Consider the following 24,174-nt stretch of genomic DNA (forward strand, 5'->3'; position numbering starts at 1 on the left):
ATGCCTTTTAAAGATTACTGCGAACTCCCAACACTACACGGCACATTTAGAATGTACGATACTGGCAACGAAATGTTACGAGTAGTCACCTTTGGTGATATCAATAAACTAGAGAGTAAACCAATACTACGATTACATTCTTCTTGCCTAGCTTCTGAAGTATTTGAAGCAAGGGACTGTGACTGTGCCGACCAATTGCGCGAATCCATGAAGATAATGGCACACAATAGAAGTGGGATCATTTTCCACTTACATCAAGAAGGCCGTGGTCAGGGCCTTTCTAATAAGATTCAAGCAGTATACAAAATGCAGAGTGAAGCTTTAGATGCAGCAGAGTCATTTGAGGCACTGGGTTTAGAACAAGACGTTCGCGACTATGCACCAGCCATAGATGTGCTAAAAGAAATGGCAATAAAACAAGTACGATTGGTATCAAACAACCCACGTAAGCGACGCGCACTAGAACAAGCAGGAATCGAAGTAGAACTACTTAATACACACCCACAGATACGGCCTGAAAATATAGATTACTTGAAAAGTAAAAACGAAAAATTAGGGCACTGCCTGCCTTTAAGTTTAGAGTATGACAATATTAACTCTATTTTATTTTACCATTCAGACCAAACCTGGGGAGAGCTTTCCAACTTTTCAAAACATGCCATATATCTGCATAATAAAATTTGGCCGACAGCAGAACACTTTTACCAAGCACAAAAATTTATAGACCCTATATTGCAAGAGCGCATACGCTGTGCAGCAAGTCCTATGTTAGCCAAACAAATGGCTAAGCAGTTAGAATCACAACACCTACAACCTAACTGGCATAACATTAAGGAAGATATAATGCTGCAAGCACTTACAGCCAAATTTACTCAGAACCCTGAACTTGAAGCGTTATTATTATCAACACAGCAATATCACATAGCCGAACATACACTCAATGACAGCTATTGGGGTGATGCAGAAGATGGTAGTGGCTTGAATCGGTTAGGTGAACTGTTAATGCAATTGCGTAATCAGCTACAGTTCAACAAAGAAGCGCAACTATGTGCGGAATAGTCGTGCTTCATGGTGATACCGCCGAACAGAATATATCAGCTACTTTAACTCGCCTTTCTCATCGAGGTCCTGATGACCAACACTGTTGGATCAAAGGGAAATTAGCTATTGGGTTTGCACGTTTGGCAATTAACGATGAAAGCATTACAGGACGCCAACCTTACAAATCCAGCTGTATGATAGGAGCTTTTAATGGCGAGATTTACAATGCAGATTTACTTGCAAAACAATATAACCTCCTCCGTAATAGCGACTGCGATACACATGTAATCGCACCACTATTCGCTCAACTGGGTGAGCAGGTACTAAGCGAGTTAGACGGATTTTATTCAGGGGTTATCTATCAGCTGGAGACAAATTCGATTCTATTGTTTCGCGACCATATGGGTAAAAAGCCACTGTTTTATGGTCAAGCCAATAACAACCTATTTGTTGTCAGTGAACTTAAAGCCCTACAAAATATTGACTGGTTCGAGCAAGTGCCCCTTGGTATTAGTCAGCTTGACCTGAACACGGGCATGCTTACCCAAATAGCACGCCACCAACAGTTAACTAATACAACACCCAATCTGCTTTCAGCAATGGAACAAGCAGTCATTAAACGCTTACCTAAACAGCCCTTCGGTGTTTTCCTGAGCGGAGGTCTAGATAGCTCGATTATTGCGGCTATAACCTGCCAGCATCGCCAAGATGTAACTTATTTTACTCTGGGAGATTCCGATAGTATTGATGTTGCTATGGTTGAAATGCTTGTTAAACACCTAGGATTAAAGCAAGTTATCTACATCCCATTACCAAGTGAGCAAAAGTTACCCGGATTGATTGATAAAGTACTTTACACAACTGAAAGTTATAATCCATCGATCATTAGTAATGGCCTTGCGACCTATTTATTAGCTCAAGCAGCACACAGGAAAGACTTAAAGGTAGTACTAACTGGAGAGGGGGCAGATGAGCTGTTTGCTGGTTACCATGAGCAACTATCCGAACAAGAGTGGCAAGTTATTCGTACCAAGCTGATAACCGATATGCACTTTACGGAACTTCGCAGGCTTGATAAGTGCAGCATGGTACATAGTATTGAAGCTCGTTGCCCATTTTTAGATCGTACAGTAAAGAGGGTTGCCGATAACCTTGAGCATAAGCAGTTCTATATTTCCGGTCACAACAAAATAGCACTTAGGGACGCCTTTAGGCACTTATTACCTGCCGAGATCGCAAACCGAAAAAAGACCTCTTTTGATGTTGGTAGTGGCATCCGAAAGTTGGTAGTGGACTATTTAACCCGTAACGGCAATACAGAAATGGTAGAACTTAAGGAAATATGGAAAGATACATTCACATACGATGTAGACGACCCTTACTTTTTTAGCTACCCCACATTTGACTCTGCTATTGCTAAACGAGGAGGGGCTCATAGATGACAGTGCATTTAGCTCAACAAATACTACTCGATAAATTTATTCAAGAGCCATTCCATAATTTATACCTACTCAACAACGTACACCCTGTAACGATGGCATATGGTGGTACCTGTTCAGACAAAGCTCTAAGCTACTTAGCTGCAACCAAAGTAGCTGGATTAGATGCATACTTGCACTCTGCTCGCATTGGTGGAAAAGATATTCATCGACTAATAAGACTTGAAATAAACAACCAGCGCTACTTTGCAGATATTGGCAATGGATGGCCATCAATTCAACTTATTCCAGCCGCAACTCCTATTTTATATGAGTGTTACGGTATGCGCTTTAGGACCGCAATAGAAAATAGTGTGATCACAGTCTACCACCGAAAACGTAATGTAGAAAAAAAACAAATGGAAATTGATATCGCTGCAAAGTCTGAAACCGAAATCTATCACAGTATTGAAAACCGCTTTTCTGCCGATATTATCTATCCATTTAGTAGCCAGTTGCGTTTCTCGATGGTTGTTGGTAAACGCTTTTTATTTATTCGCGATACCCAATTAGAAATTTACAGCAATAGTGGCTACGAGGAGATGCTGAACATCAATATTAATAACCTGCAAGACGTTATAGAGGAATATTTTGGCTATGATATTAAGCCACTTGAATCTCAATTTAGCAATAGAAACTAATTCTAAAATTTGATCTGATAATTTCATTCCACACGCAATACTACAATCTCCCAAGTTGATGTGTACGGATTTGACGGCATAGGTCCCACGTCAGTGGGCCTATCTTCCTGAAGATACAATCATTATCAGGGGAACGCAAAACACTGATAGCGGCAATTCAGTATGACCGATATAGTGGGTAGATATGCAGCGAGCCAGCTTACCGACCAGTGAGTATATTGGTTCGATTGTAAAAAGCCACAAAGTGGGCGAGCTTGAGCAAGCGATCGCGGATGTATTTGCATAAATGGTTGATGATTATTCTCTTAATGCGCTCAATGGTATTTTCAACTATATTTAACTATAGCGTGCCGTGCCAGGGTCGTCAGTCGGTCGTAGAATGCTTTACTAAGCTAAACGGTCTGGTGGTATTCAGGCGTAATGATGACGGGCTATCTGATACGGATTATCTATGCTAATTGGTGAGCGCTGGCAAGTGAGCGCGGGCTGGGATTTTTGCAGTTTGTTCTTGATATGCTATACCCCAAACAAAATGAAATTGTGAGGCTTTGGCACTCTAAATCCTTAGCGCACAAATATCCCTCATATCTGACCGATACCGCGCGTACAGATAGGTTTTTGACCAGTCGTATTCGTATTAAACTTGATGCAGTGGTAAATAACTGCGAGCTGTCAGAGCTTGCTCCTACATTATCACGGCTTGTGCTGTGGCAGGTTGTGCCAGAGATTGCAGTTAACCTACCATCAACTCAGAATATGGACGTCAAGGCTGCGATGGCTGGCGAGGTTATCGCAGTAGCTGATTTTCCCCCTTTTTGAAATATTTAAGAATAAATTTGACATATCATAACCCTAGGGTTATATTGTACTTAATAATTTATAACCCTAGGGTTATGTTCATTACAATAAAAATGAATTTTGATTATAGGAGGTTTTTATTAAGTCATCCGAGCTTATAGATATGCTCATAGCAGATGGATGGTATTGGGTCGCCACTAAGGGTAGTCATTTTCAGTATAAGCATAAAACGAAAAAGGGCAGGGTTACTGTCCCACATCCTAAAAAAGACCTACCGAAAGGTACTGTTAATAGTATTTTCAAACAAGCTGGATTGAAATGATCCAGTGGCTTTAGCAATAGTTAGCTTTGTTTGCAAACGAAGCTAACGTTTGACTACAGCTAACTTGTAAACGCTAATAAAAAATCTGTTTTGAAATAACCTATACCGTTGAATTAATAAAACCTATATAAAGGAGTCTAGCCATGTTTTATCCTATCGCAATCGAGAGAGGAGATAGTCATACAGCGCATGGTATCCGTGTACCTGATTTACCAGGATGCTTTTCTGCTGCTGATAACTATCAAGATGCTGTTGATATGGCGATTGAAGCTATCGAGCTGCATTTAGAAGGCTTGGTAGAAGATGGAGAACAAATCCCACTTCCTTCTGATATCGGTGCTTATATGGATAATCCAGAGTACGAAGGTGTAACTTGGGCTTTAGCGCCAGTCGATGTAAATCGTTATCTCGGAAAAACTGAAAAAATCAATGTAACTTTACCAAGTCGTCTGATTCATATGATTGATGAGAAAGTTGCAAGCAATAAAGAACGTTATAAGAGTAGAAGTAATTTTATTGCATTATTGGCAGAAAAGAATTTTTTTGCACATTGATATTAGTGTTCTAATAAAAAGCCTCGCATTTGCGGGGCTTTTTATTAATGGTAAAAAATACAAACATTTTATTTCAACCCTTTAAGTAGCATATTTCTTGCGTATTCTACGCCAGCAGCCTCTTGCATTTCTTGCCAGCTTTCGTAAGTAGTATTTTCTTGGATAAAGCTCTCCCATTTTTCGTCTGGAATAGCCTCAAAATCTTCGTTTGATTCAATCTTGAACCCAGAAGCATTAAATAATTCATTAAGATTGGAGTATTGACTACAGTTCGAGATGAATTTGGGATTCATAAGCTCACCCATCTGAACACTATGCTCCCCTGATAGTTCTGAAGCGTTTTTACTTAGCTGCTCAAGTCCTGTGAAATCTACTTCATGTTTCATGTTTTTTCCTCGTGGTGGATATTTGTATTTGTGCTAAATTTTAGTAAAAAAAGTTCAAACCCCAATTTTGACAAACTCGCCTGAGTAAACTTCCGAACCCAAAAAGGGTGATAGCAATATGCCGTATATATCGTTAGCATCTTTTTTTCTACTACTTATATCTAATCATTATCGATATTTATTCATCACAATAATAATCTTAAACCCTCGTTAACAAGGCAATAAGCATCTAAGAAATTACTACTTGATCCATAAAATAATTTTACCAAAAGCATAATCGTCAGTGAGCTTTAGCACTAGCCAGCTGTTTAAAGACTAATAAGTACACAATGATAAATTATGAATTTATGTCGCAGATTATCGATTATGATAATAAGGATATAGAGAAACTAAGTCTTTAAGCTCGCTATTTGCAACCTATGCCACGTGAGAGTCTCGATGATGATGAGGTTGGTTTCAGTAATATTATTATGAGTCACTACCGCTTTTCTAAGCTACGTCAATAGGATTTAAAGCTGTAAGAGGATAGTTTCTTTCCGCTGAATACTGGTAGCAGTGGAGCTAACAATGCTAAGAATAAATAGGAGAACTGACTATCAAAAATAGTCACAAGGTTGAATGAGCTATTCGATACTGAAAATCTGACCGATAGAGACCTAATCAATTAGTCGCAAACTATCTGGGATAAAGTCAACGAGAACCAAATCGTCATGAATACGAATAGAGTTAGTGTTTTAAGTGAGAGGAATTGATTATGGCAGATAAAAATATCAGTTTTTTAGCTGAAAGTAGATTTGATTATTTACTTGCTAATAAAGTCACTTCTCCACATAGCATGCTCACATACTGCACAAAACCAACTCTCTTTTGCCCGCATATAGGCGATATCAGCAGGTACCTCAATAGGACAGGCGCTACCACAATATTCACAGCAGACATCATCTAAGCAAGCATAGCATTGGCTTATAGTTTCAAACAATGTTTGCGAGCTAATATTGTATTTTTGACAGAGCATACGCACATAATCTACATAGCTGATTTTATGATTATAGGCCCAATAATCTTCACAGACCCGTTTGTCCCAAGCATTTTGTGTCATGCTCCATTCAATCTTGATGCCCACAATATACTCCTTTTTAATGGAAAAATGACTATGATTAGCGTCACATTTTTATAGTCACTATATCTATCGAACAAGTCGCACCCATCATAGTTAGCCAGCTATTGAGCAGCAAGATGAGTCTGTGACATAATAAAGCGTTAGTCAGCACAAAATAGTTTTTGAAGGGAACTTAGTTATTGCCAACAAGTATTATTTTAACAGAAAAGTAATCACTGGCAAGTATTTTTTACTTACCAATAAGGATTTTATTGTGATTTCATGTAATCTACCAGTGCTTTTAGCGGAAAGAAGATTGCGAGTTGCAGATTTAGTAAGAATGACAGACATCAGCAAATCAACGCTTCATAGAATTTATAACGATGAGACAACTCGCATAGAATTCGATACCCTGAGTAAGTTGTGCCAGGTATTAAAAGTCACCCCAGGGGATGTTTTAAAGTATGTTCCCGATGATAATGAAGAAAACTCAGCTTGATAGGAAGATCGACTGATATAAGACGTTAACCTCCTCACCCAACTAAAATTGAAATGTTTAAATACTCTTCATGCCTTTATAAATATAGGTTGAAGAGTATTTTTTTGTCTAAAAAATGGTTGTAAGTCAATATTTGAGTTATCCAAAGATAAAAATATAGCAGCAATCTTAAAGGCTTTACAATCGATAAGTTATAACATATCATAATTAGTATAATTCACTATTAATGATATTAAAATGAATATTATTCACCTAAAGCCTACTCAGAAGTTTATAACTTTCAGTAAATATAATTTGGTTGTTCATCAAGATGCGCAAAAAGCATTGCTGATATGGCATCAATTTAGGCCAAGAATAGCTAGTATAAATATGGCTAGCTTGGGTGATTATTATCGACCACCACTACGTTTGGTAAATGATAAAAACGAGACTTATTATTTTTTTAATGAGTTTAGAAGGTTTGATGAAATTCTAATAGAAGAGACCAGTTCACGTCAGCCTTGCTTAGTTGCCGCTGAAAGCCTGAGAGATATTAAGCGCTTGGCTTGGAGTGAGGTTGTTGAGCTGGCCTTCTCAAGGGGAATTAATCATCCTGAATTTCTAAAGGCTTTAAGCTCTAGTGCACCAAAAAGTATTATTTGCGAGCTCATGAATATTGATCGCCTTACGGTAGACAATTATTGTAGGTTTGCTGGTATCAGCCAAAGTGCTTATGAGTATCAGCAGTGTAAGGTATCCAATGATGAGGCGATGCTGGGGCTGCCCAAAAACCTGAGTTGGATGGACACTTCTTATGGGTCACACTAAATTATTTAATGATGTGACCGACAGGCGAGTGTTGGATAAGCTTATTCCAGTAGGCTCACCACATCACATACAAATGTCTCAGCTTGTGATTGATGTAATTAATTTAGTGCCAGATGATGATATTGATTTACTGTCCTCAACATCGGAGTCTAATTTTGCAGACTTTACTGGCATAGACTGCACTGAGGTAATGACACAAATCATACGGCAGGGTAAAACTGGAGAGTGGGCAGTCAGCTATCTGCTAATAGTCTTTTATCAGGCGTATGGTGCGATAGACGTTAAGAGTAATGCTTGGCGGTTTATGAGTAGCTACTTAAAAGTGATATTTATGATCACAGCACGTCATGATAAGCACTTTGCCAAAATAGATAAGCTTGGTGTGCGTGTTCGTATGGCGCTAAGACCTTCTGATCCACAGCGTAGCATTCTCGACCAGTTAATCCGCATTCACGATCAATGCGATAGCTTGTCTTCATGCTTATCTTATATCAGACAATATGAAACGAGTGTCAAACAGGAAGAGGCAACAGGTAAAACAGCCAATCAATATCTTGCTAGTAAAATCGGTCAAATCAGGTTGGCTTATGAGGTAGCGATTGATAATAAAGCTTTTATTGGTAAAACCTATACTGAAAATACTAAGCGCGTAAAGTCGGCTCAAACAGTCACCAAGACAGTGGTGCATATCAATGATGAGCCGCTACAAAGAATAGTATTTGGTACGAAATAATCAAGAAAGCACAGTAACGTAGCAATCGCTGAAAATATTGCCGATGACGACGAAGTACCCTTGCTAGACAATGACTTTAAGCCCGTCACACAAATTGCTAAATCCTCTGAGCTGCAGCAGTGGCGATTAAAGAACAACCATCAACATGCCCGCCGTAATCAGTTTCATTTCCCAACCAATCATCGTCAGCTAAGCATTACCGGATACCAAATGCTATTTGCCACGCTTTGGCAGCGCCTTATGAGTGTTGATAAAGAGAGTGGCACTGGGTACGCCGTTTTAATACTATCACTGCTAAGTGGACTTAGTATTGATAGCATCATTGCTGATTGGCAATGTAGTCACAGTCAACGGCAGTATTTGGTCTATGACCGTGTCCGTAAAGTTAGTAGCATTGCCATCATGATTGATGTGACGACCAATACTCGAAGTCATCTGCTTGCCCACAGACAAAGCTATGGTAGTACCTTTTATCGTGCAATTCCTGAAGCTTTACAGATTATGCTTGAGGATAAAATTACCGTTTCATCCGATACTGTTAAAGACGCTATCTCTTATGCTAAAGATCTGCTTAACCTGCCAACACTGAGTCCGCAATATATTGAAGCAGGCCTGTTTGTATTGATCAAAAACGAGCTTAATAAGCCATTATATGCTGACCTGATCACAGGTGTTGATGTACGGCATAGCTCTGCGCTGTATTACCTTAGCACTAAAACGGTAGAGTTAGAGCAAACTTATATAAAAGCGGTAGAGCTGATAACTGAATACTGTAATGATGAGCAAAAAGCACTTTTAATAGATGAGTGTAGCGTACCGATGAACGGGCATAGAAGCCACATTGGTAGTGATATGGCACTAAAGACCACAATGTGCCAGCAGTTCTTTAATCAACTGGCTGTCAGTGCCGAGAGCTTTAATGGCAAGCTAAAGTCTCACATGGATCGCTATATTGCGCAGTTTAATAGCTATAGTATTTGGTTGTGGCATATTGTCATGATCCAAACCGGTATTCGCCCAGTCAAGCATGCACCAGGCTTGCTACACCAGTTTGACCTTCAGCGGCGCATGCTATGGGTATCTGACAAAGAAGAGCGTCATGCGCAGTCTGATGGTAGGCTCATTCCTCTTAGCAAGTTTTTGATAACGGCTATTCAAAACTACATTATTTATATTAAGCAATTTGCTGCCATCTATAATTCATTATGTCCAGCAGCACCTTATCCCATCAATGACATCTTACAATCAGAACAACCTCTCATTCAAATTTACCAAAAAAATCCAAAAGGCTTTGCCAGTATTACGCCAAGCCGTGTCCGCTATCAGTTGCAAGACTTTTTTAGTCATCAGGATAACTGGCTGCGTCATCAACTAAGATCAATGCTTACAGGACACGTGCCAGATTATCTGATCTGCGCGCTTTATGGTCATGAGCATGCTGATCAAGAATTCATGCACCCGATGTCATCAAGCTTCATAAATCAACTGCATACGCTCAGTCCCCATTTAGATGCGATTGCTGATGAGCTTTGTTTAAAACAAATTGAGGTTCGTCTATATGGATAATATGAGTGCTCATAAACTGCGACAGCTTAATAGAGAAGAGTCTAAAAAGAGTATCAAGCGTGATGCTAAAAAATTAATCGAAGAATATATCAATCAAAATTCTATGCAACTGCCTTGTGAGTTGCAGCATCATTACGAAGCAATTAACCAGTTACTAGAAGAGCGGTTCGATACCGCTCAAAACTTCCAATTGGCGCGGCGCGGGTTTTTAGAGTTTGTTCGTGATTATAATAAAACTCACCAGATATATCTTAATGAGCCTGTGGTACCGATACTGGCAACTCGTGAGCGATTGACCATTAACTATGATTGGTTTGTGAATGGACGTGCTGTGGCAGACAGTAGCGCGACAATGATAGAGGTTTGGCAGCGAAAACGGCGTTTCTCAGTAAACGACTTGGTTGAGGGATTGCTGTATTGCAGCATCATGTATGGTGGTATGAATGACATTGAGGTGGTAAGAGCGCTATACGATTGGCTGTTTGGTGAGCACCGTATGTATAAAATTGACATGCCAGCAACTGATGAAAAAAGTAGGGCAGAGTCATTGGCTGTGATACCGCTTAGGGTATGTGATAATAATTATGGCTGCAAACTAGATGATAACAGTGAAAGCTTACACCGTTTTGTTGATTATATTCCTGATGATATGAGCTTGTGTTTTTTATATGCTCTAAAGGATAAGGAGTTAAACACGGCCAAGATAAAGCCATTTAATACCGTAATTAACGATATCTCAAAAACGCTTAAACTCACCAATAAAGATATCGATCGCCCGCAGCACTCACTGCTTATCAAATATGCGAACTACCACTGGCGACAGCTAGAGGGTAGTCTGATTGATGGTGCACTTGCCGTGGTAAAGCAAGGTGATCTCAAAACCACGGGGCTATCGACTGAGAAACTTATTTATTATAACCAAGAAACCATTAACCCAAATCCTGAGCCACTCAAGTGGTCTGAGTTGTTTGATGTCAGTTATCAGACGGCAGGGAAATCACAAGACAAGAGAAATACCACAGCTTATCCAAGCTTTAGCAAAAACCTGATCAAAGAGCTGCAAGATGCGCTCAAACTGACCAGAGTTGCTGCCATCTCTACTATCACAATATTAAAGACAGACGCTAGCCAGTCTAATGCGCGGCGCTTGCTTAGTTGGACTTTGTCGTTGCTCGGTGATAATAGCATTCGGCTTAATACCATCAGTAAATATGCTGGCTGCATTGGCCGTGACTGGTTGATGCTGACGATGGATGAGGACGTTGATCCGTGGGAGAGTGAGGATTTTGAAGAGATATACGAGCAGATTATTCAAAGTAAGGTAAAAGATGGTCGCAAGTTGTCTGTACTGTGCAAGTCTTCAGAGTTTGATGATATGTTTAGTGGTATAGATAATAACAACACTACTACTGGTCAAACGCTATCTAATCTTGATCGCCTAAAAGACAGCCAGAAATTCACCTACGGTCGTCTGAAAGCATTTCATGATTATCAGCGTATGCACTTTGATGCCCCGTATGTGTATTTTCCATGGGGGAGTAATCGGCAAGTCGTTAAAGCGAATATAGTATCTCCGCGTGTCTATCATGCGATGAAAGAGTATGTGCAGTCATCAGAGTTAGAGATTGATCAAAAGCCACTTTGTTTGATTGTTTTAGCGCTTGCTTATCGAACTGGTATGCGAATTAACGAAATTATTGGTATTAAGGTTCACGACATTGCAGATATAGGGTTTATTAATGAAAAATTGGTTGAAGCGCCAAAAATCATCCTCAAACCCAACCGCTATCGCCGTCTAAAAAGCAGTAGTGCCAAACGAGTGATACCGATAGATAGTCTTTTCAAGCGTGATGAGTTACAACAGTTCATCGCATTCTATTATCAACAAAAAAGATTAAAGCGCCGTTATTTATTCTCACAAGGCTCAGGTGATCAGCCACTACCGTCTATATTTTTCAGCAATATGATGAAAATAATATGGGATCGATTGCTAATTACGCATGACTTTACCTTTCATAGCTTTCGGCATACTGCGATTAGCCAACTGGCACTAGTGTTAAGTAGCTCGCCACTTGCTCAGGTGATGACAGATTATGATAAAGCCCATATCGGCGCTATCGTTAAAAGCCTCCTTGCTAATAATAAAGAAAAGGGTGTGTGGTTTGGGCTGGCTAGCCTTGCTGGGCATCTAACGCCAGATACTACGTTTGAGCACTACATTCATACCGCTCATTTGCTCGCGGGCTGGCAGATGAGTCAAGCCAAACTTGTTATACCTATAACCTTATTTGAGATGGTGACAGGTATTGGTTACCAGACGGTGAATAGGCAAGACAGCAGGGCATATAATGCCAGTACTAAACAGGTGCATCTTGATAAAATTCGTGGCTATTTAATCAATAAAGTTGCAAGCAAAGAATCTCTATTTTCTTATGATAACCTATCAGCTGATACAGCTTGCCAGCAAGCCCCGCAAAATGACGCAGTAGATACTCAGCTGTCTATATTTATTCATCCTAAAGTTTATGATGTCATTGCGCTGTTAGAAGAGCTACAAAACATAAATATTGATAAAAGAGCTGAGCGGTTGCAAGAGGTCGTACTAAGGCATGGGATCGCTATCAATGAAGCTAGACAAATTTACGATAAAGCTCGTCAGGTTTTTACCGATGATAGGTTGCTGCTAAGTGCGCCAACGGGACATAAAAACCAAGAAGTTCTAGTTAGAGCGCTTGATCGAGCGTATCAAATGTCAATTGATGAGCCTGCTAGACTGAAATCGTTTGTAGAAGTATTTACAGGTAAACAAAACTTAAACACCTCATCGATTCATTTTGGTATTAAAGAGACCCAGATTGAGATGCTACAGAATTTTATGGTAGTAGGTTGTCAATTGATAGATGCTAGTTATTGGCAGATTAGAGCGCATAGCGAGCAAGCAGTAAGAGATATTAAAAAAGAGCTAGGGCTCGATAGCTTAATACGTGTTGGTGCTCGTGAGAGTTTCCATGGTTATGAGGTTAGGGTAGTACAGAAAAAACGTAGGCGGTCTGATAAGAATTTGGCTATGACGGATGATTATTATGCTTCGTCGGGTATGCTGAAATATTTGGGTTATTTGCTGATAATACTCATCTTAGTGAGGTGACACAGCGACAAGTTATATATTGAAAGGTCTATAAGCTAATTTTTGACCTATATGATCAAAATACTGTCACGGATAATTATTGCACTGAATACTATAGAGCGTAAGGGTTGTCACGTTGTCACGTTGTCACGTTGTCACGGTAAAAAAGGTGTAGGGGCATAAGATGACTGAAATGCCCTATTTAATTAGATATTACAGTTGGTGATCACAACGCGTGTCTTACGCACCTGCTGGCATGTTATGAAAAGCTTGTTTAAATCTAAACTAAAACTATATTAAACAGAAAAGTGAGAACACAGTAAACATCATGAAAACAAAATTCAGCTTTAGTAGACAAATAGTTAAATTGTCAGCAAATATTTGCTATTATCTACCGATAATTATTTAATTATTCGAGAGCTAGTATTGTGACATCGAATTACTTGTTATCAGTAGTTGCTATTAGCAGCCTTATTACTTTATCAGGCTGCGCTGAAAGTTAGACAATGGGCAGTACAGTAGCAAAAAATATGGGCTCCTTGGTCACAGAAGATGGATACATATTTAAATTTAGAGCCGAATCGTCAGGCGGTAAAGATGTTTTAAAATTTGCATCAAATGCAGATGTGGCAGCTATTTGGCCAAACTTTACTACTCGTACCATGGAATACTGGGGTGAAATGACGGATATAGGATCAACCTATAGACATCAAAACAAAATAATTACTTGCATGTTTGATTAAACGTTAAGCTTAACCCTCTAATCACTTTCATGGTTAGGGGGTTGAGCTTTGTTTTTAATATCAGTGTTCTTTTGCATTTCCTTGAAATATTAAGTCTCCGGTAATGATAGCAGCGAAGTGTAGAGTAGGTGGTTTTAGCGTGACAACGTGACAAGCTATATACTGTATAGCGTACAGCTACGCTATATCCGTGACTTCTTAATACTATCCATAGCTTATAATGTGCTGAAAGATATGTATCTAATAGCATGTCACGTTGTCACGTATAAAGGTGCAAACCTTAATATTAATTACCCCCTCTTAGCAAAGATAAAAATAGTATCCATTAATAATATTAATAGGCAATAGAATGACAGATTTAAAAAATAAAATAATTACATTGCAAGAGCATTTAAACCATGGACTGGTAGGACGCAAAGATGAAGTTAAAGCCGCCTTACTAACCTTGCTGGCAGGTGAGAACTTATTATTAGTAGGTCCGCCAGGTACAGCAAAAAGCTTATTGGCACGTCGTGTTGCTGGCTGTTTGCAATCTATTGACAATAACAGTGATAATCCAATTTATTTTGAATACTTACTAACAAAATTTTCAACACCTGAAGAAGTTTTTGGTCCGTTATCCATATCTGAGCTTAAAAAAGACAACTTTAAGCGTAACACTACAGGCTATCTTCCTACCGTACAGATTGCTTTTCTTGATGAGATATTCAAAGCCAGCTCTTCAATTCTTAATGCTCTACTCACTATCCTAAATGAACGCCAATATCATAATGGTGCTACGCTGAGTGCCGTTCCACTACAAGCATTAATCGCGGCATCAAATGAGCTACCTACTGGACAAGAAGAGCTGAATGCTCTGTATGATAGATTTTTGATTAGAAAGTTCGTTGATTACGTAAAACCAGATGATATTGCATTTTTATTCGAGTTAAGTGATGACGATGATGGCGATATCGAAAATATTAGTATGGAAGAGATTAAAGAATTAACGAAGCGAAGTGATGACGTCATTGTGCCTGCGCAGATTGTTAGAATAGTTCAAGATATATGGCTAAAGCATAGAGAGATATTTTCAGAAGACCGCAGAGAAAGCTTGTCAGATAGACGCTTAGTGAAGCTCATTAAGCTATTACGTATATCTGCAGCCAGTAATGGCCGTCATGAGGTTGACCTATCTGACGTAGTGCTATTCAAAGATAGCTTATGGAATCATCCTGAAAATAAAGAAGCTGTATTTGATCTTATTTTTGACGTACTTCGGAAAAACAGCTGCACTGTTGAAGTAATGCCTAATGATAGTTCTACAAAAGATAGCCAGAAGAAAATTGAAAAACCACAAAATACCGAACGAGATATCACGGCTGAATCCAGACTAATAAAAGGGTGTAAAGGCAGTGGTACAAAAAACAATCCTATACTAATTAGTAACTATGAAGAGCTTTTAGATCTTGAACGAAAAGACGTTGGGCAACAAGGCTACTACTTTGAGCAAACTACCGATATAGATTGTACAGAAATAAATACTTGGCCAAATATTAATTTTATTGGTACTTATGATGGTGGTGGTCATACTATTAAGTATAAGAAAGGAAAAAATAAGAGTACTACTGTTGACGGTGTAATTGGGTCCTTAATAGGGAGCCAAATGCTTTATGGATATAGAGCTAGTAAGTATGAAGCTAGTAAAATCGAATATTTATTTGAATCAGTTCAAAGTAATTCTAACTTGGTCAATATTAACTTAGAAGATCTTTGTCTTTGTCAAGACATCACTGACAGTAATATAAAAAACTGTAATATGGTTATCAAACCTAGCACTATTATTGGTGACAAGCGTAACTTAGAGATAAGTTATCTCATAAGAGATGTTAAGAAAAGTAAAATTACTAACTGTCAAACCTCATCTGCATTGGCTCATAAAGTATCAGACTCTATAATAAATCAATGCACTTCCACTTCATCAATATTAACTCATACGGTAACAGACTCTCTTATTCAATTAAGTGTGGCAGAACTTAGCATAGCATTATACTTAAAAAAATCTATAGTAAAGCAATGTCAATCTTCTGGCGTGTTGGTGGGTAAATCAGCCGTAGATAGCTATATAGAGAATTGCGTTGTTCTATTGAAAAATATTGATGGTAACCACCTTTATAGTTATTCATCTCAATATAATTTACCTAACAAGTTATTTGGTGTTAGGTCTGATGAAATAAAGAATAAAAGCTGTTATGCGAATGATCGTTCTAATGTAGGTCTTGTGGTTAGCCACCTTGAAAGTAGTAAGGTTCTGAATACTTTAGTAACTGCATATGATGAGAGCATCGACATCGTTATGACAACAGACATAACGTGGTCAGGGATTGCATTTGGTTGTTTCGACTCAGAGATCAAAGGTTGTGTTTTGGGTTCTTATAAAATCCTCAAACATAGTAATGTTGGAGTGAGCGTAGAACGTGCTAATCGCATTGTAGGTTATGCAGAGCAGTCTACGCTTGAAAACAACCTAGCCGCTGATATTCATAGAAGTATTAAAAGTAAAACTGGCGATAATGGTGTAACTATTGATAGAGCAAGACTTACCAAAAACTATTTTGAAAACACTCTACATTGGAATTTTGATAGTATATGGCAGTGGGATGAAGGTAACAATATTCCCGTATTACAAATGCAAGCAGGAGATTTGGTAGCCAGCACTCATTTAGTACAAAAGGTAGATACTGAGGACTTACTAACTCGACAAATAAGTCAAAATATCTGGTTATAAGGAAGTGTAATTATGTTTACAGCACTGATAGCCAGAGGTCAGGGTTTACTAAATGCTGCGCTTCCAATAGGTATAAAAGCATTTAAATACTTTGTCGATAGTACCTTTCGTCAAAAAGTTGAGCCTATAGCGGGCAGTGTGGTTTATAGTGACTTATGGTTTGCAGTTGAGCACTCTGGTATATACATCGGCGAAGGTAAGATTGCTAATATTGTAGTGGACAAATTTACCGAAAGCACAGTACTGCTCAATAATCCTGAAGACTTTACTAGTAAAAGTAAATTAGGTAAAAAAATCTATGTCTCCTGTGATAATCGTAGTGAGAGTGTAGGTGACACTAGCATCGCTAATGCTGCCTATAGTTGCTTAGGACAAGAGTATCGGTACAATTTAATTCTAAAAAATTGCCATCAGTTTTCTACTAAATGTGTTAACCAGAAGCTAGCAAACGTTACGAATGCTCCATTTACAGATGCATTTATGGCAATGTTACCATCAGAAACTTGGGAGCCTACCTTAAAAGCTCTAAAAAATGCAGCTCAAAAAAAGCTAGGAACAAAAAAGTGGCTGCTGTGGGACTGGGATAATAATGCTGATAGCGAGCCTGAACCAAACTGGCAAGCTCATCAAGACTACTTTGAGAGTTTAGAATTAAACTCTCAAAGTAGTCTTGATATAAAAAAACAACGAATACAGACTCAGGCTTATCTAGATGAGATTTCAGATGAGGATTTGCCTGACTCAGTCCTTAAAAGATTGGTTAACTATCAAGAGCTAATGCAAGATATTGAGAAAACTTATAAAAAGCATGAAGAGTTGATAGCATTATGCCCAGATGCTAGGTTTAGCTATTCCAAATTAAAAAAGGTTAAAACTGACATTAGTAAGCTTAGTCAGATTCTAAAAGATAATGAAAAAATCAAGGAGCTAGTAAAAAAGCTAGGCCGCAATAATATTTCTGAAGAAAAGAAAAAGCAGAGCAAAATACCTTCGATGAGTAAAAGTGAGGTGCATGGTACACATCTTAGTGATGATCTACTGCGCTTGCTGCCCGTTGAGTTGGTAAACCTAGAAGATGAGACGCTTGAGTATCTATTTTATTCGCGAATGCTAGAAAAGCAACTAATAACCTATGAGTTGAGCGGTACAAGTCTAATAAATGGTGAAATAACGGAAACTCATAAGAAAACAACAGGACCTGTGGTAGCGTGTCTCGATACATCAGGTAGCATGAGTGGAATGCCGTTACTATATGCAAAAGCTTTATTAGTCGCCACTGCTAATATACTTAAAAAAGAAAATCGTTCTTTACATGTTTTGCTGTTTGGTGACCAAGGACAGTTATCTGAATTTGTCATGAGTGACAGTCAAGAGGTTACTGAGCTATTGATTTTTTTACAATCAGGATTTAATGGGGGTACTGATTTTGAAACTCCTTTATCTCGTGCACTAGATATTATAGAAAGCTCAGAGGATTATATAAAAGCAGATATTTTAATGATTACTGATGGTTTATGTCAAATTTCAAGTAGCTTTGAGGAAACACTAAAGCAAAAAAAGCCCTTGTTAGATTGTACTGTTTATACGGTATTGTGCGCAGGCAGTGCTACGAAAGATACCTTTAGTGATGAGGTTATAGTGTTGAATGCGGATATGCATCAAAGTCATTTGTCGAATATGCACCAAAGTCATTTGTCGAATATGCAGCAAAGTCAATTTGGCTAAGATAAATAATTATCTGTTTTGATTCTGTATGTTGCGGCTATACAAACCCAAATATCAACCAACTCAGCTGAGAAAAGCTAAAAATAGTAAAAATCTATGCCCGAGAATTTTGAATGACTTTCAAAACTTATAACTTGCTGAAGGCATGTATCCAATAGCATTTAACGTTTTCTCGTATATAGATGCAATACTTACTATAGCGAGTTTTTAATCACATGACACCTAATTTTGTGTATAAGGCTTTTTTGCTTATCATATTAGCGTCTAATGGAGCTAAACGTAATGCAGCTTTTAAGTAGGCTACTGCACCTGAGTAATCACGCATTTGCTCGCAAACTAGTATTAATTGGCAAAGCACTTTAAATTTCATTGGCGTCTTTTGATTCACTTTTTCCAAGAGGGCTCTTGCTTCTGGATACTTAGCTTCAAGACCAAGTATGGAGGATTCGAGATACATTGTAGTAGTGTTTTCTTCTGCAGCTTGCTTTCGCTTTAATAGCCAATATTTAGCCTGATTAATATCACGAATTTGTAGATTTGCTTTAATGATTAATTCGAATAAATCTAATGGATGCTGCAATTCGCCCTCTAACAAAACTGCTCTGTTCTCTTCAACAATCTTTTCAAACTCAAACAAGCGGTTCGCTCTATATAGTGCAATGAGTTGTTGGTGTAATGCTTGTAGATCTTTACTACGATTGTATTCTTGGGCAGAGAGTAGAGCGGCTTTTTGATAGGCTTGCTCAGACATGGCAGCTATTACTGCACTAGACCAATCTTGCTCAGGCTTACTTTGATATATAGGGTTGATAGTTATTGATTTAAGTTGTTTCTCAACGGCACTATCAAATGCTTCAACTAATAGCGATACTGACTGATACCTATGTCTAGGTTGTTTTTGAAGGCAAGTCAGCACTACTTGCTCTAAATCTGAGTGAATAAAGTTATTAATTTCTGTAGGTCGCCTAAAAGGTGCATGGCGTTGAACTTGTGCTGGCGTATTATGTGGTAGTTGCCCTGTAATTAGTTGGTATAGTAGTACTCCTAGACTGTAGATATCTCCCAGTAGCAACTCTTCCAAGCTACCTTTCCGGCTATCCACATTAGAGAACTCAGGTGCTGAATAGAGCACGGTGCCGCCATTTTCCCTAGAGCGAACGTAAATTTCATCAGGTAAAGCTGAGCTACCGAAATCTGTGAGCTTCACTAAATCTTGCTCGCCCACCAAAATATTATGTGGTTTGATGTCACCATGAGAGATTGGCACTGATAGATTAGCCAAGTAGTGTACAGCGTCAAGTACTTGCCGATAGATACTGAAAAGTCGCTCGTAAGTTTGACCAAAATTTCTCTGATGGTCATCTAACTTTTGCGCCAATGTTTGACTGGGAAAGTATTCCATTTCAATATAAAACCATTCATTCTCGATTCGGCCCATATCAAATATCTGTACTATATTAGGATGTACCTCAATTCCTAGTAGCTCTTTTCCTTCAGCTAACTCTCTATCTTCACGTGTCATATCTTTAGGTATTTTAACTGCAACAATTTGATTGTCTTGTAAGCGCTCAGCGCGCCATACCCAGCCATGACTACCATCACCCAAGCATTCTAGAAGTAAGTATTTATCACCCAAGCGCTTATTTGTGCCTGGTAAGAAATGTGCTGACTTTATATTCACAGTAACACCTCATTGTGAATTCGGTCTAATGCTATTGTTGACAGGCTTTTTATAAATATAAACCTGCTAAGAGTAACTTCTAGATTATGATGAGCAGAAACAGGGTTACCAGTTGAAGAGGTAAAGCCATATTTACAGATATTTTTTAGACTTTTTACATCAGGTGCGTTTACCAATCCTTGGCTCCAAGTACTGAGTACAAGTTGTATTGGGGAGTGCTGCCATCGCTGCGCTGATTCAAGTAGGTTTTTCAATTTCTCTTCTAGCTTAAGCTGACTAGGTTTTGATCCATCGTATCGCTCAAATTCAATTAAGCACAGCGGTTTTGTTGCGTGTATCTCGAACCATCCTGAATCTGAGCGTATATCTGCACCAGAAGTCCCAGGCGCTGGACATTCAACAACTGCCATGTAACCTTGATCATGACCGAAGGTATTCCAAGCACTACAACCTAAGCTATGTACTAGAACATCTTGATCTATAAGTTTTGCACTGGTTAATAATGGAAAGTTGTTTGATACCCACTCAAAGTTGGGCAAAGTCATATTAGCCATTAAATGAGCCCCAAACACGTAATACCTCTGGCGATTCACCACCATGAATGAGAGCTTTACTACCAACTTTAACTAATAGGGGCGCAGGGATTGAACGTCCGCATACTAATGCTTCACCAGTAGACAGGCTTGGTAACTCATCAAGGTCAGCTTTACTTATCATATCTGAGGCTTTAGCAATAAAGCGTTGATCGTCTGGATTCTTTAGTCGCATAGTAATTAGAGTGTTACATTGTGAGGTTACGTCAGGATCTAGTTTAGATGGTCGTTGGCTAACAATGCCAAATCCCACACCAAATTTACGTCCTTCCCCGGCGATTTTTTTAATAATGCGATGACTAACAGCTTTACCGCCTGCAGGTGCAAAGCTGTGGCCCTCTTCATAGATAATAAAGCAAGGACGAAGTGGATCTGTTTTACTTGAAGCCGCTTTAAGGATTTCACTGGATAATAGAGCACAAACGACTTGTTTTGCTGTATCGCTGAGACCTTGCAAGTCTACAACAACTAAGCGTCCTTGTTGGTTGTTAGGACGACCAATCATTTTGTATATGTCAGTGGGCTCTGACATAGCAGCACTATAAAAGCTTTTGCCCTCATTAAGAACTCTAGATAGCTTCATAGAAGCGACTGCAGCACTTCTACCAGAGAGTGCCTTTGCTTCTGCTTCAGATAAATCACTCCATTCTTTTAACTCTTCAAGTCCATCACCTAAAAAATGTCTCAAGCGGTTAATGTCTCGTGGTTCAGTCTTATCGGTATAGCGCCAGTAACGAATAGCAACGTCTAAGACACGTTGCTGTGGTTCAGTGAGTCCTGGAAGGATTTCAGCGATATCATCCATCTCAAAATGATCAAACTGCAAAGCTAAAGGAATGTTCTTACTAGCATATTTGTGTTTGAACTCCTCATTTTGCGGTGTATAGATTTGAATGCCAGCACCGGCAGCTTGAAGTTTTTCAAAAGTTTGTTTTATGATCGGTAGCGTTTCTTTATCACGCGTATCTTCACTAATCTCTAAGTTATCTGCAAACTGTAAGTTACCACCAGCAAGTGCTTTACCGTATTCGCCATGAGGATCAAACACTACGACTGTACCGTTATTGAGAGTTACCAAGCGTTCAATAATTCTACCTACTGTGTATGACTTCCCTGAACCTGTCATAGCTAATACTGCCATATGCTCAGTCACTAACTTGTTCACATCGATAAATACTGGAACTGTATTTTCGCCCTTGTCGTATCCAACCAAATTACCAAGGTGTAGGCTTGTATGCTCATTAAATTCGTAAAAATCACTTAAAAACTGAAAATCAACGGTTTCTACAGCAGTTCCGGGATTTAAAGGTCTACGTGGTATTTTTATTTGTCGTGAAATAGGATCTCGATATCCGACTAACTCAACTTGTGCGAACATATTCTCGCCAGTAACGTTTGCACTTGGTAGTAGTTCTAACTCAGTAACGCCATCACCAAACCCAGCGTTGTAAAGCATATTGCTACGATTAATTTTAGTTATTCTCCCTAATACTGCTACTTCGCCTTCATCTTTTCTTTCTTGATGCATAATACGGACAAATTCACCGCGTCGAACAGCAAAAGAGTCTTGCACGACCATAGTTAATTGGTTTGCGTCACCTGTATTACCAACGAGTTTTCCCAAAACTTTATATACCATTATTTAATTCCTCATCTAAGCCAGACAACCAGCGAGTTTCAATATCATTGTTTTTAAGTGCACCATGTAAGCTTTGGCGATAAAACTTAGTAAATTTGGGCAAAACCCCCAGTTGCTGATAACCTAAAAGCTGAGGTAGTGGCATAGCATTAGCCTTGCTTTGCATATCAAGCACCATTAAGCGAGCTGCTACTAAGTCTAGGCCTGTCGTTTCCCAGTCTGGCTCGTCGCCAGCAAGCTGTACCATCTTTATTTGGCCACCACGAGCACTGCGATAATGAAAACCAATTAAGCCTTGTTGAACTTCCATACTTGGCTCTATACGATTTTCTTTTTCAGATAAACGAAACGCAATAGTACGTGAATAATTTCCTAAAACCCCATTGATGAAGCGCAGATCGCCAACTCCAGCTAGGCTTTCATCTAAATCAGCTAAGTTCATCATACGCTCTTCAGAGAACCCGTCACTTAGAAGTATTTGTTGACGACCTTTTTCTGAACGTAAATCTTGTTTGGCAATACTGACGATAGCGCTAAAGCGCTCGGCTAATATGCTGGCAAGAACTACACCTTTTTGGTTCCATGGAAACAGTTTTGCACGGTGTTTTTGCCAAAATGTCTCAATAGCCTGTAAGGTATTTTCATATTCCTGCTTATGGCGAATATTTCGATCGAGTGGTGCCATATCCCTTGCCAAAAATAGCGGAGTATCTAGTAAGATTAAATCACAGGGCTCCCCACTTAGTAGTTGCTTTTCCACTAATTGATAAGCTTGACGAATCTCTATCAAGTCTAGACGCTTACGCTGTGCTTCAAAATCAATATCATCGAGTTCGGAAACAGAGTCGCTACCTTGTGTGCTAACTTTATTGTCTTCAATCAGCAAGTCCGTGCGGACAGCAGCACTAGCATAAATAAATCCGCCAAGCGCTCTATCTATGCAAGATTTAGTTGCAATGCCTGATACCCGGAGATTAACCACAGTTGACTTTGGTACTGCTTTAACCAATCCAGCATCACGAAACAATGGAGCCACTTGCTCAATGTCTCTAATTTGCTTAAGCAATCTACCAGCACTTCCTGGCAGACGTAACTGGCTATCTATCGCTAAAGACTGTGCTAAATTAATATTTTTCATTATTGCGTCCCTGTTCTTAACTGTTCGCATAATAGCTCAGCATAAGCCCAATAGTCAGAATTCATGAGTACATTAGACCCTTTTTCAGTTAGTCTATTTTCACTAATAAAGCCGTATTGGCATAGATCTAGCCAGCGTTGATCAATTGCTAGGGTAGAGGTATCAAATAATATTTTAACCGTTTGATGCTGACAAATCTCTTTCGCTGTCAATCCTGGGATGGCATAGATTAGGAGTAATACTACCTCATCTTTTTTGTCAGGAATAAAATCAGCCTTATTAACTTCAACTATAGAGGGAGTCGTATCTCCCGAATGAGTAATGAGCCAATTTAGCCAATCCAATAATATATCGCTATGATCTAGTAGGTTTAGAGACCAAAGGGGTAAGGTAGTCATCGCAAATAGACCACTGTTACTGTGTTTACGAATATATCGCGTATGAATTACATCAGCTACCTGATGAAGGGTTGCATTAGAGCTGCCACTAAAACCTACAATTTTTTGGGTGATTTCATCGGCTAGTAATTTTGTTAGCCCATCAGCATCGGTATCGATAATATTTGGAGCGGCTGCCAGATGCCAATCAATTTCAAGTTCAGGTGCTTGCCAGCAGTCAGTTTTACTGGTTAACGGATCCACTACTAATGCTGCGCAACCAGTTTGCATTGACCAATGATACAAGGTTCGCCAATCTTCTACTTGGTTTAACTCATCACCTTGCACCAGTAGTAAACCTTGTTGGGGTGGGTTGGATTGCCAGTCACTCGTCAATGGCTGCGCTTGTACAATACTATGCAAAAAACGCCCTTTGCGATTACTACCCAGTTTAGCTGAT

General features: G+C 39.0%; 21 protein-coding genes. 14 read left to right on the forward strand and 7 right to left on the reverse strand.

Features of this window, described 5'->3' with window-relative positions; translation table 11 throughout:
- The 6 genes from ybiA to AAEY72_RS00510 all read left to right on the forward strand — a co-directional run bounded on the left by ybiA (window position 1) and on the right by AAEY72_RS00510 (window position 4,834).
- Window positions 1-1,059, forward strand: coding sequence for a riboflavin biosynthesis intermediates N-glycosidase (gene ybiA, locus AAEY72_RS00485; RefSeq protein WP_352309010.1), 1,059 nt, complete (start codon window positions 1-3; stop codon window positions 1,057-1,059).
- Window positions 1,047-2,483 (forward strand): asparagine synthetase B family protein, encoded by a 1,437-nt coding sequence (locus AAEY72_RS00490; protein WP_352309011.1) that lies wholly within the window; start codon window positions 1,047-1,049, stop codon window positions 2,481-2,483. The genes ybiA and AAEY72_RS00490 overlap by 13 nt, the downstream gene beginning before the upstream one ends.
- Entirely contained in the window at window positions 2,480-3,160 is a 681-nt protein-coding gene (locus tag AAEY72_RS00495) for a hypothetical protein (protein ID WP_352309012.1), read from the forward strand. The genes AAEY72_RS00490 and AAEY72_RS00495 overlap by 4 nt, the downstream gene beginning before the upstream one ends.
- Window positions 3,161-3,673: 513 nt before the next feature.
- On the forward strand, window positions 3,674-3,979 hold the full coding sequence (locus AAEY72_RS00500; RefSeq protein ID WP_352309013.1) for a hypothetical protein: 306 nt from the start codon (window positions 3,674-3,676) through the stop codon (window positions 3,977-3,979).
- A 118-nt stretch (window positions 3,980-4,097) separates the two neighbouring features.
- Entirely contained in the window at window positions 4,098-4,280 is a 183-nt protein-coding gene (locus AAEY72_RS00505) for a type II toxin-antitoxin system HicA family toxin (protein WP_198332463.1), read from the forward strand.
- A 143-nt stretch (window positions 4,281-4,423) separates the two neighbouring features.
- Entirely contained in the window at window positions 4,424-4,834 is a 411-nt protein-coding gene (locus AAEY72_RS00510) for a type II toxin-antitoxin system HicB family antitoxin (RefSeq protein ID WP_105245849.1), read from the forward strand.
- 68 nt (window positions 4,835-4,902) lie between these two features.
- Here the strand turns inward: AAEY72_RS00510 and AAEY72_RS00515 are convergent, their stop codons facing one another.
- The gene (locus AAEY72_RS00515; RefSeq protein ID WP_352309014.1) at window positions 4,903-5,220 is read right to left on the reverse strand and encodes a hypothetical protein; all 318 of its coding nucleotides are present in this window, start codon (window positions 5,218-5,220) and stop codon (window positions 4,903-4,905) included.
- A gap of 802 nt (window positions 5,221-6,022) precedes the next feature.
- Window positions 6,023-6,343, reverse strand: a complete 321-nt coding sequence (locus tag AAEY72_RS00520; protein ID WP_201607061.1) for a hypothetical protein — start codon at window positions 6,341-6,343, stop codon at window positions 6,023-6,025.
- A gap of 250 nt (window positions 6,344-6,593) precedes the next feature.
- Between AAEY72_RS00520 and AAEY72_RS00525 the strand changes: the two genes are divergently transcribed.
- From AAEY72_RS00525 to AAEY72_RS00560, 8 genes are all read left to right on the forward strand, one after another.
- A complete protein-coding gene (locus AAEY72_RS00525) occupies window positions 6,594-6,818 on the forward strand; it encodes a helix-turn-helix domain-containing protein (RefSeq protein WP_352309015.1) in 225 nt (74 codons plus the stop codon).
- Window positions 6,819-7,187: 369 nt separating this feature from the next.
- Window positions 7,188-7,625, forward strand: a complete 438-nt coding sequence (locus AAEY72_RS00530) for a hypothetical protein (RefSeq protein ID WP_352309016.1) — start codon at window positions 7,188-7,190, stop codon at window positions 7,623-7,625.
- Window positions 7,612-8,358: a hypothetical protein gene (locus tag AAEY72_RS00535; protein ID WP_352309018.1), complete on the forward strand. Its 747-nt coding sequence runs from the start codon at window positions 7,612-7,614 to the stop codon at window positions 8,356-8,358. The genes AAEY72_RS00530 and AAEY72_RS00535 overlap by 14 nt, the downstream gene beginning before the upstream one ends.
- Before the next feature lie 60 nt (window positions 8,359-8,418).
- Window positions 8,419-9,924, forward strand: coding sequence for a hypothetical protein (locus AAEY72_RS00540; RefSeq protein ID WP_352309019.1), 1,506 nt, complete (start codon window positions 8,419-8,421; stop codon window positions 9,922-9,924).
- Between the two features lies 1 nt (window position 9,925).
- Window positions 9,926-13,072, forward strand: a complete 3,147-nt coding sequence (locus tag AAEY72_RS00545) for a tyrosine-type recombinase/integrase (protein WP_352309020.1) — start codon at window positions 9,926-9,928, stop codon at window positions 13,070-13,072.
- A gap of 485 nt (window positions 13,073-13,557) precedes the next feature.
- The gene (locus AAEY72_RS00550) at window positions 13,558-13,794 is read left to right on the forward strand and encodes a hypothetical protein (protein WP_352309021.1); all 237 of its coding nucleotides are present in this window, start codon (window positions 13,558-13,560) and stop codon (window positions 13,792-13,794) included.
- Window positions 13,795-14,143: 349 nt separating this feature from the next.
- Entirely contained in the window at window positions 14,144-16,561 is a 2,418-nt protein-coding gene (locus AAEY72_RS00555) for an AAA family ATPase (protein WP_352309022.1), read from the forward strand.
- A gap of 12 nt (window positions 16,562-16,573) precedes the next feature.
- On the forward strand, window positions 16,574-18,286 hold the full coding sequence (locus AAEY72_RS00560) for a VWA domain-containing protein (RefSeq protein ID WP_352309023.1): 1,713 nt from the start codon (window positions 16,574-16,576) through the stop codon (window positions 18,284-18,286).
- A gap of 211 nt (window positions 18,287-18,497) precedes the next feature.
- Here AAEY72_RS00560 and AAEY72_RS00565 read toward each other — a convergent pair whose 3' ends face one another.
- From AAEY72_RS00565 to AAEY72_RS00585, 5 genes are read right to left on the reverse strand one after another with little or no spacing between them, the layout of a single operon-like run.
- Window positions 18,498-19,967 (reverse strand): protein kinase domain-containing protein, encoded by a 1,470-nt coding sequence (locus tag AAEY72_RS00565; RefSeq protein WP_352309024.1) that lies wholly within the window; start codon window positions 19,965-19,967, stop codon window positions 18,498-18,500.
- Window positions 19,964-20,521 (reverse strand): hypothetical protein, encoded by a 558-nt coding sequence (locus AAEY72_RS00570; RefSeq protein WP_352309025.1) that lies wholly within the window; start codon window positions 20,519-20,521, stop codon window positions 19,964-19,966. The genes AAEY72_RS00565 and AAEY72_RS00570 overlap by 4 nt, the downstream gene beginning before the upstream one ends.
- On the reverse strand, window positions 20,514-22,199 hold the full coding sequence (locus AAEY72_RS00575; RefSeq protein WP_200662256.1) for a helicase HerA domain-containing protein: 1,686 nt from the start codon (window positions 22,197-22,199) through the stop codon (window positions 20,514-20,516). Before AAEY72_RS00575 ends, AAEY72_RS00570 begins: the two co-directional genes overlap by 8 nt.
- Window positions 22,189-23,337 (reverse strand): hypothetical protein, encoded by a 1,149-nt coding sequence (locus tag AAEY72_RS00580; protein ID WP_352309026.1) that lies wholly within the window; start codon window positions 23,335-23,337, stop codon window positions 22,189-22,191. Before AAEY72_RS00580 ends, AAEY72_RS00575 begins: the two co-directional genes overlap by 11 nt.
- Entirely contained in the window at window positions 23,337-24,137 is an 801-nt protein-coding gene (locus AAEY72_RS00585; protein WP_352309027.1) for a hypothetical protein, read from the reverse strand. The genes AAEY72_RS00580 and AAEY72_RS00585 overlap by 1 nt, the downstream gene beginning before the upstream one ends.
- Window positions 24,138-24,174 lie beyond the last annotated feature (37 nt).

Source organism: Psychrobacter sp. W2-37-MNA-CIBAN-0211 (assembly GCF_040309405.1).
GTDB lineage: Bacteria > Pseudomonadota > Gammaproteobacteria > Pseudomonadales > Moraxellaceae > Psychrobacter > Psychrobacter glaciei.

Excerpts from the sequence above, each read along its gene's own strand:
- ybiA (WP_352309010.1), top strand. The coding sequence starts at position 1 with ATGCCTTTTAAAGATTACTGCGAACTCCCAACACTACACGGCACATTT.
- AAEY72_RS00490 (WP_352309011.1), top strand. The coding sequence starts at position 1,047 with ATGTGCGGAATAGTCGTGCTTCATGGTGATACCGCCGAACAGAATATA.
- AAEY72_RS00495 (WP_352309012.1), top strand. The coding sequence starts at position 2,480 with ATGACAGTGCATTTAGCTCAACAAATACTACTCGATAAATTTATTCAA.
- AAEY72_RS00500 (WP_352309013.1), top strand. The coding sequence starts at position 3,674 with ATGCTATACCCCAAACAAAATGAAATTGTGAGGCTTTGGCACTCTAAA.
- AAEY72_RS00510 (WP_105245849.1), top strand. The coding sequence starts at position 4,424 with ATGTTTTATCCTATCGCAATCGAGAGAGGAGATAGTCATACAGCGCAT.
- AAEY72_RS00515 (WP_352309014.1), bottom strand. The coding sequence starts at position 5,220 with ATGAAACATGAAGTAGATTTCACAGGACTTGAGCAGCTAAGTAAAAAC.
- AAEY72_RS00530 (WP_352309016.1), top strand. The coding sequence starts at position 7,188 with ATGGCTAGCTTGGGTGATTATTATCGACCACCACTACGTTTGGTAAAT.
- AAEY72_RS00535 (WP_352309018.1), top strand. The coding sequence starts at position 7,612 with ATGGGTCACACTAAATTATTTAATGATGTGACCGACAGGCGAGTGTTG.
- AAEY72_RS00545 (WP_352309020.1), top strand. The coding sequence starts at position 9,926 with ATGAGTGCTCATAAACTGCGACAGCTTAATAGAGAAGAGTCTAAAAAG.
- AAEY72_RS00550 (WP_352309021.1), top strand. The coding sequence starts at position 13,558 with ATGGGCAGTACAGTAGCAAAAAATATGGGCTCCTTGGTCACAGAAGAT.
- AAEY72_RS00555 (WP_352309022.1), top strand. The coding sequence starts at position 14,144 with ATGACAGATTTAAAAAATAAAATAATTACATTGCAAGAGCATTTAAAC.
- AAEY72_RS00560 (WP_352309023.1), top strand. The coding sequence starts at position 16,574 with ATGTTTACAGCACTGATAGCCAGAGGTCAGGGTTTACTAAATGCTGCG.
- AAEY72_RS00570 (WP_352309025.1), bottom strand. The coding sequence starts at position 20,521 with ATGGCTAATATGACTTTGCCCAACTTTGAGTGGGTATCAAACAACTTT.
- AAEY72_RS00575 (WP_200662256.1), bottom strand. The coding sequence starts at position 22,199 with ATGGTATATAAAGTTTTGGGAAAACTCGTTGGTAATACAGGTGACGCA.
- AAEY72_RS00580 (WP_352309026.1), bottom strand. The coding sequence starts at position 23,337 with ATGAAAAATATTAATTTAGCACAGTCTTTAGCGATAGATAGCCAGTTA.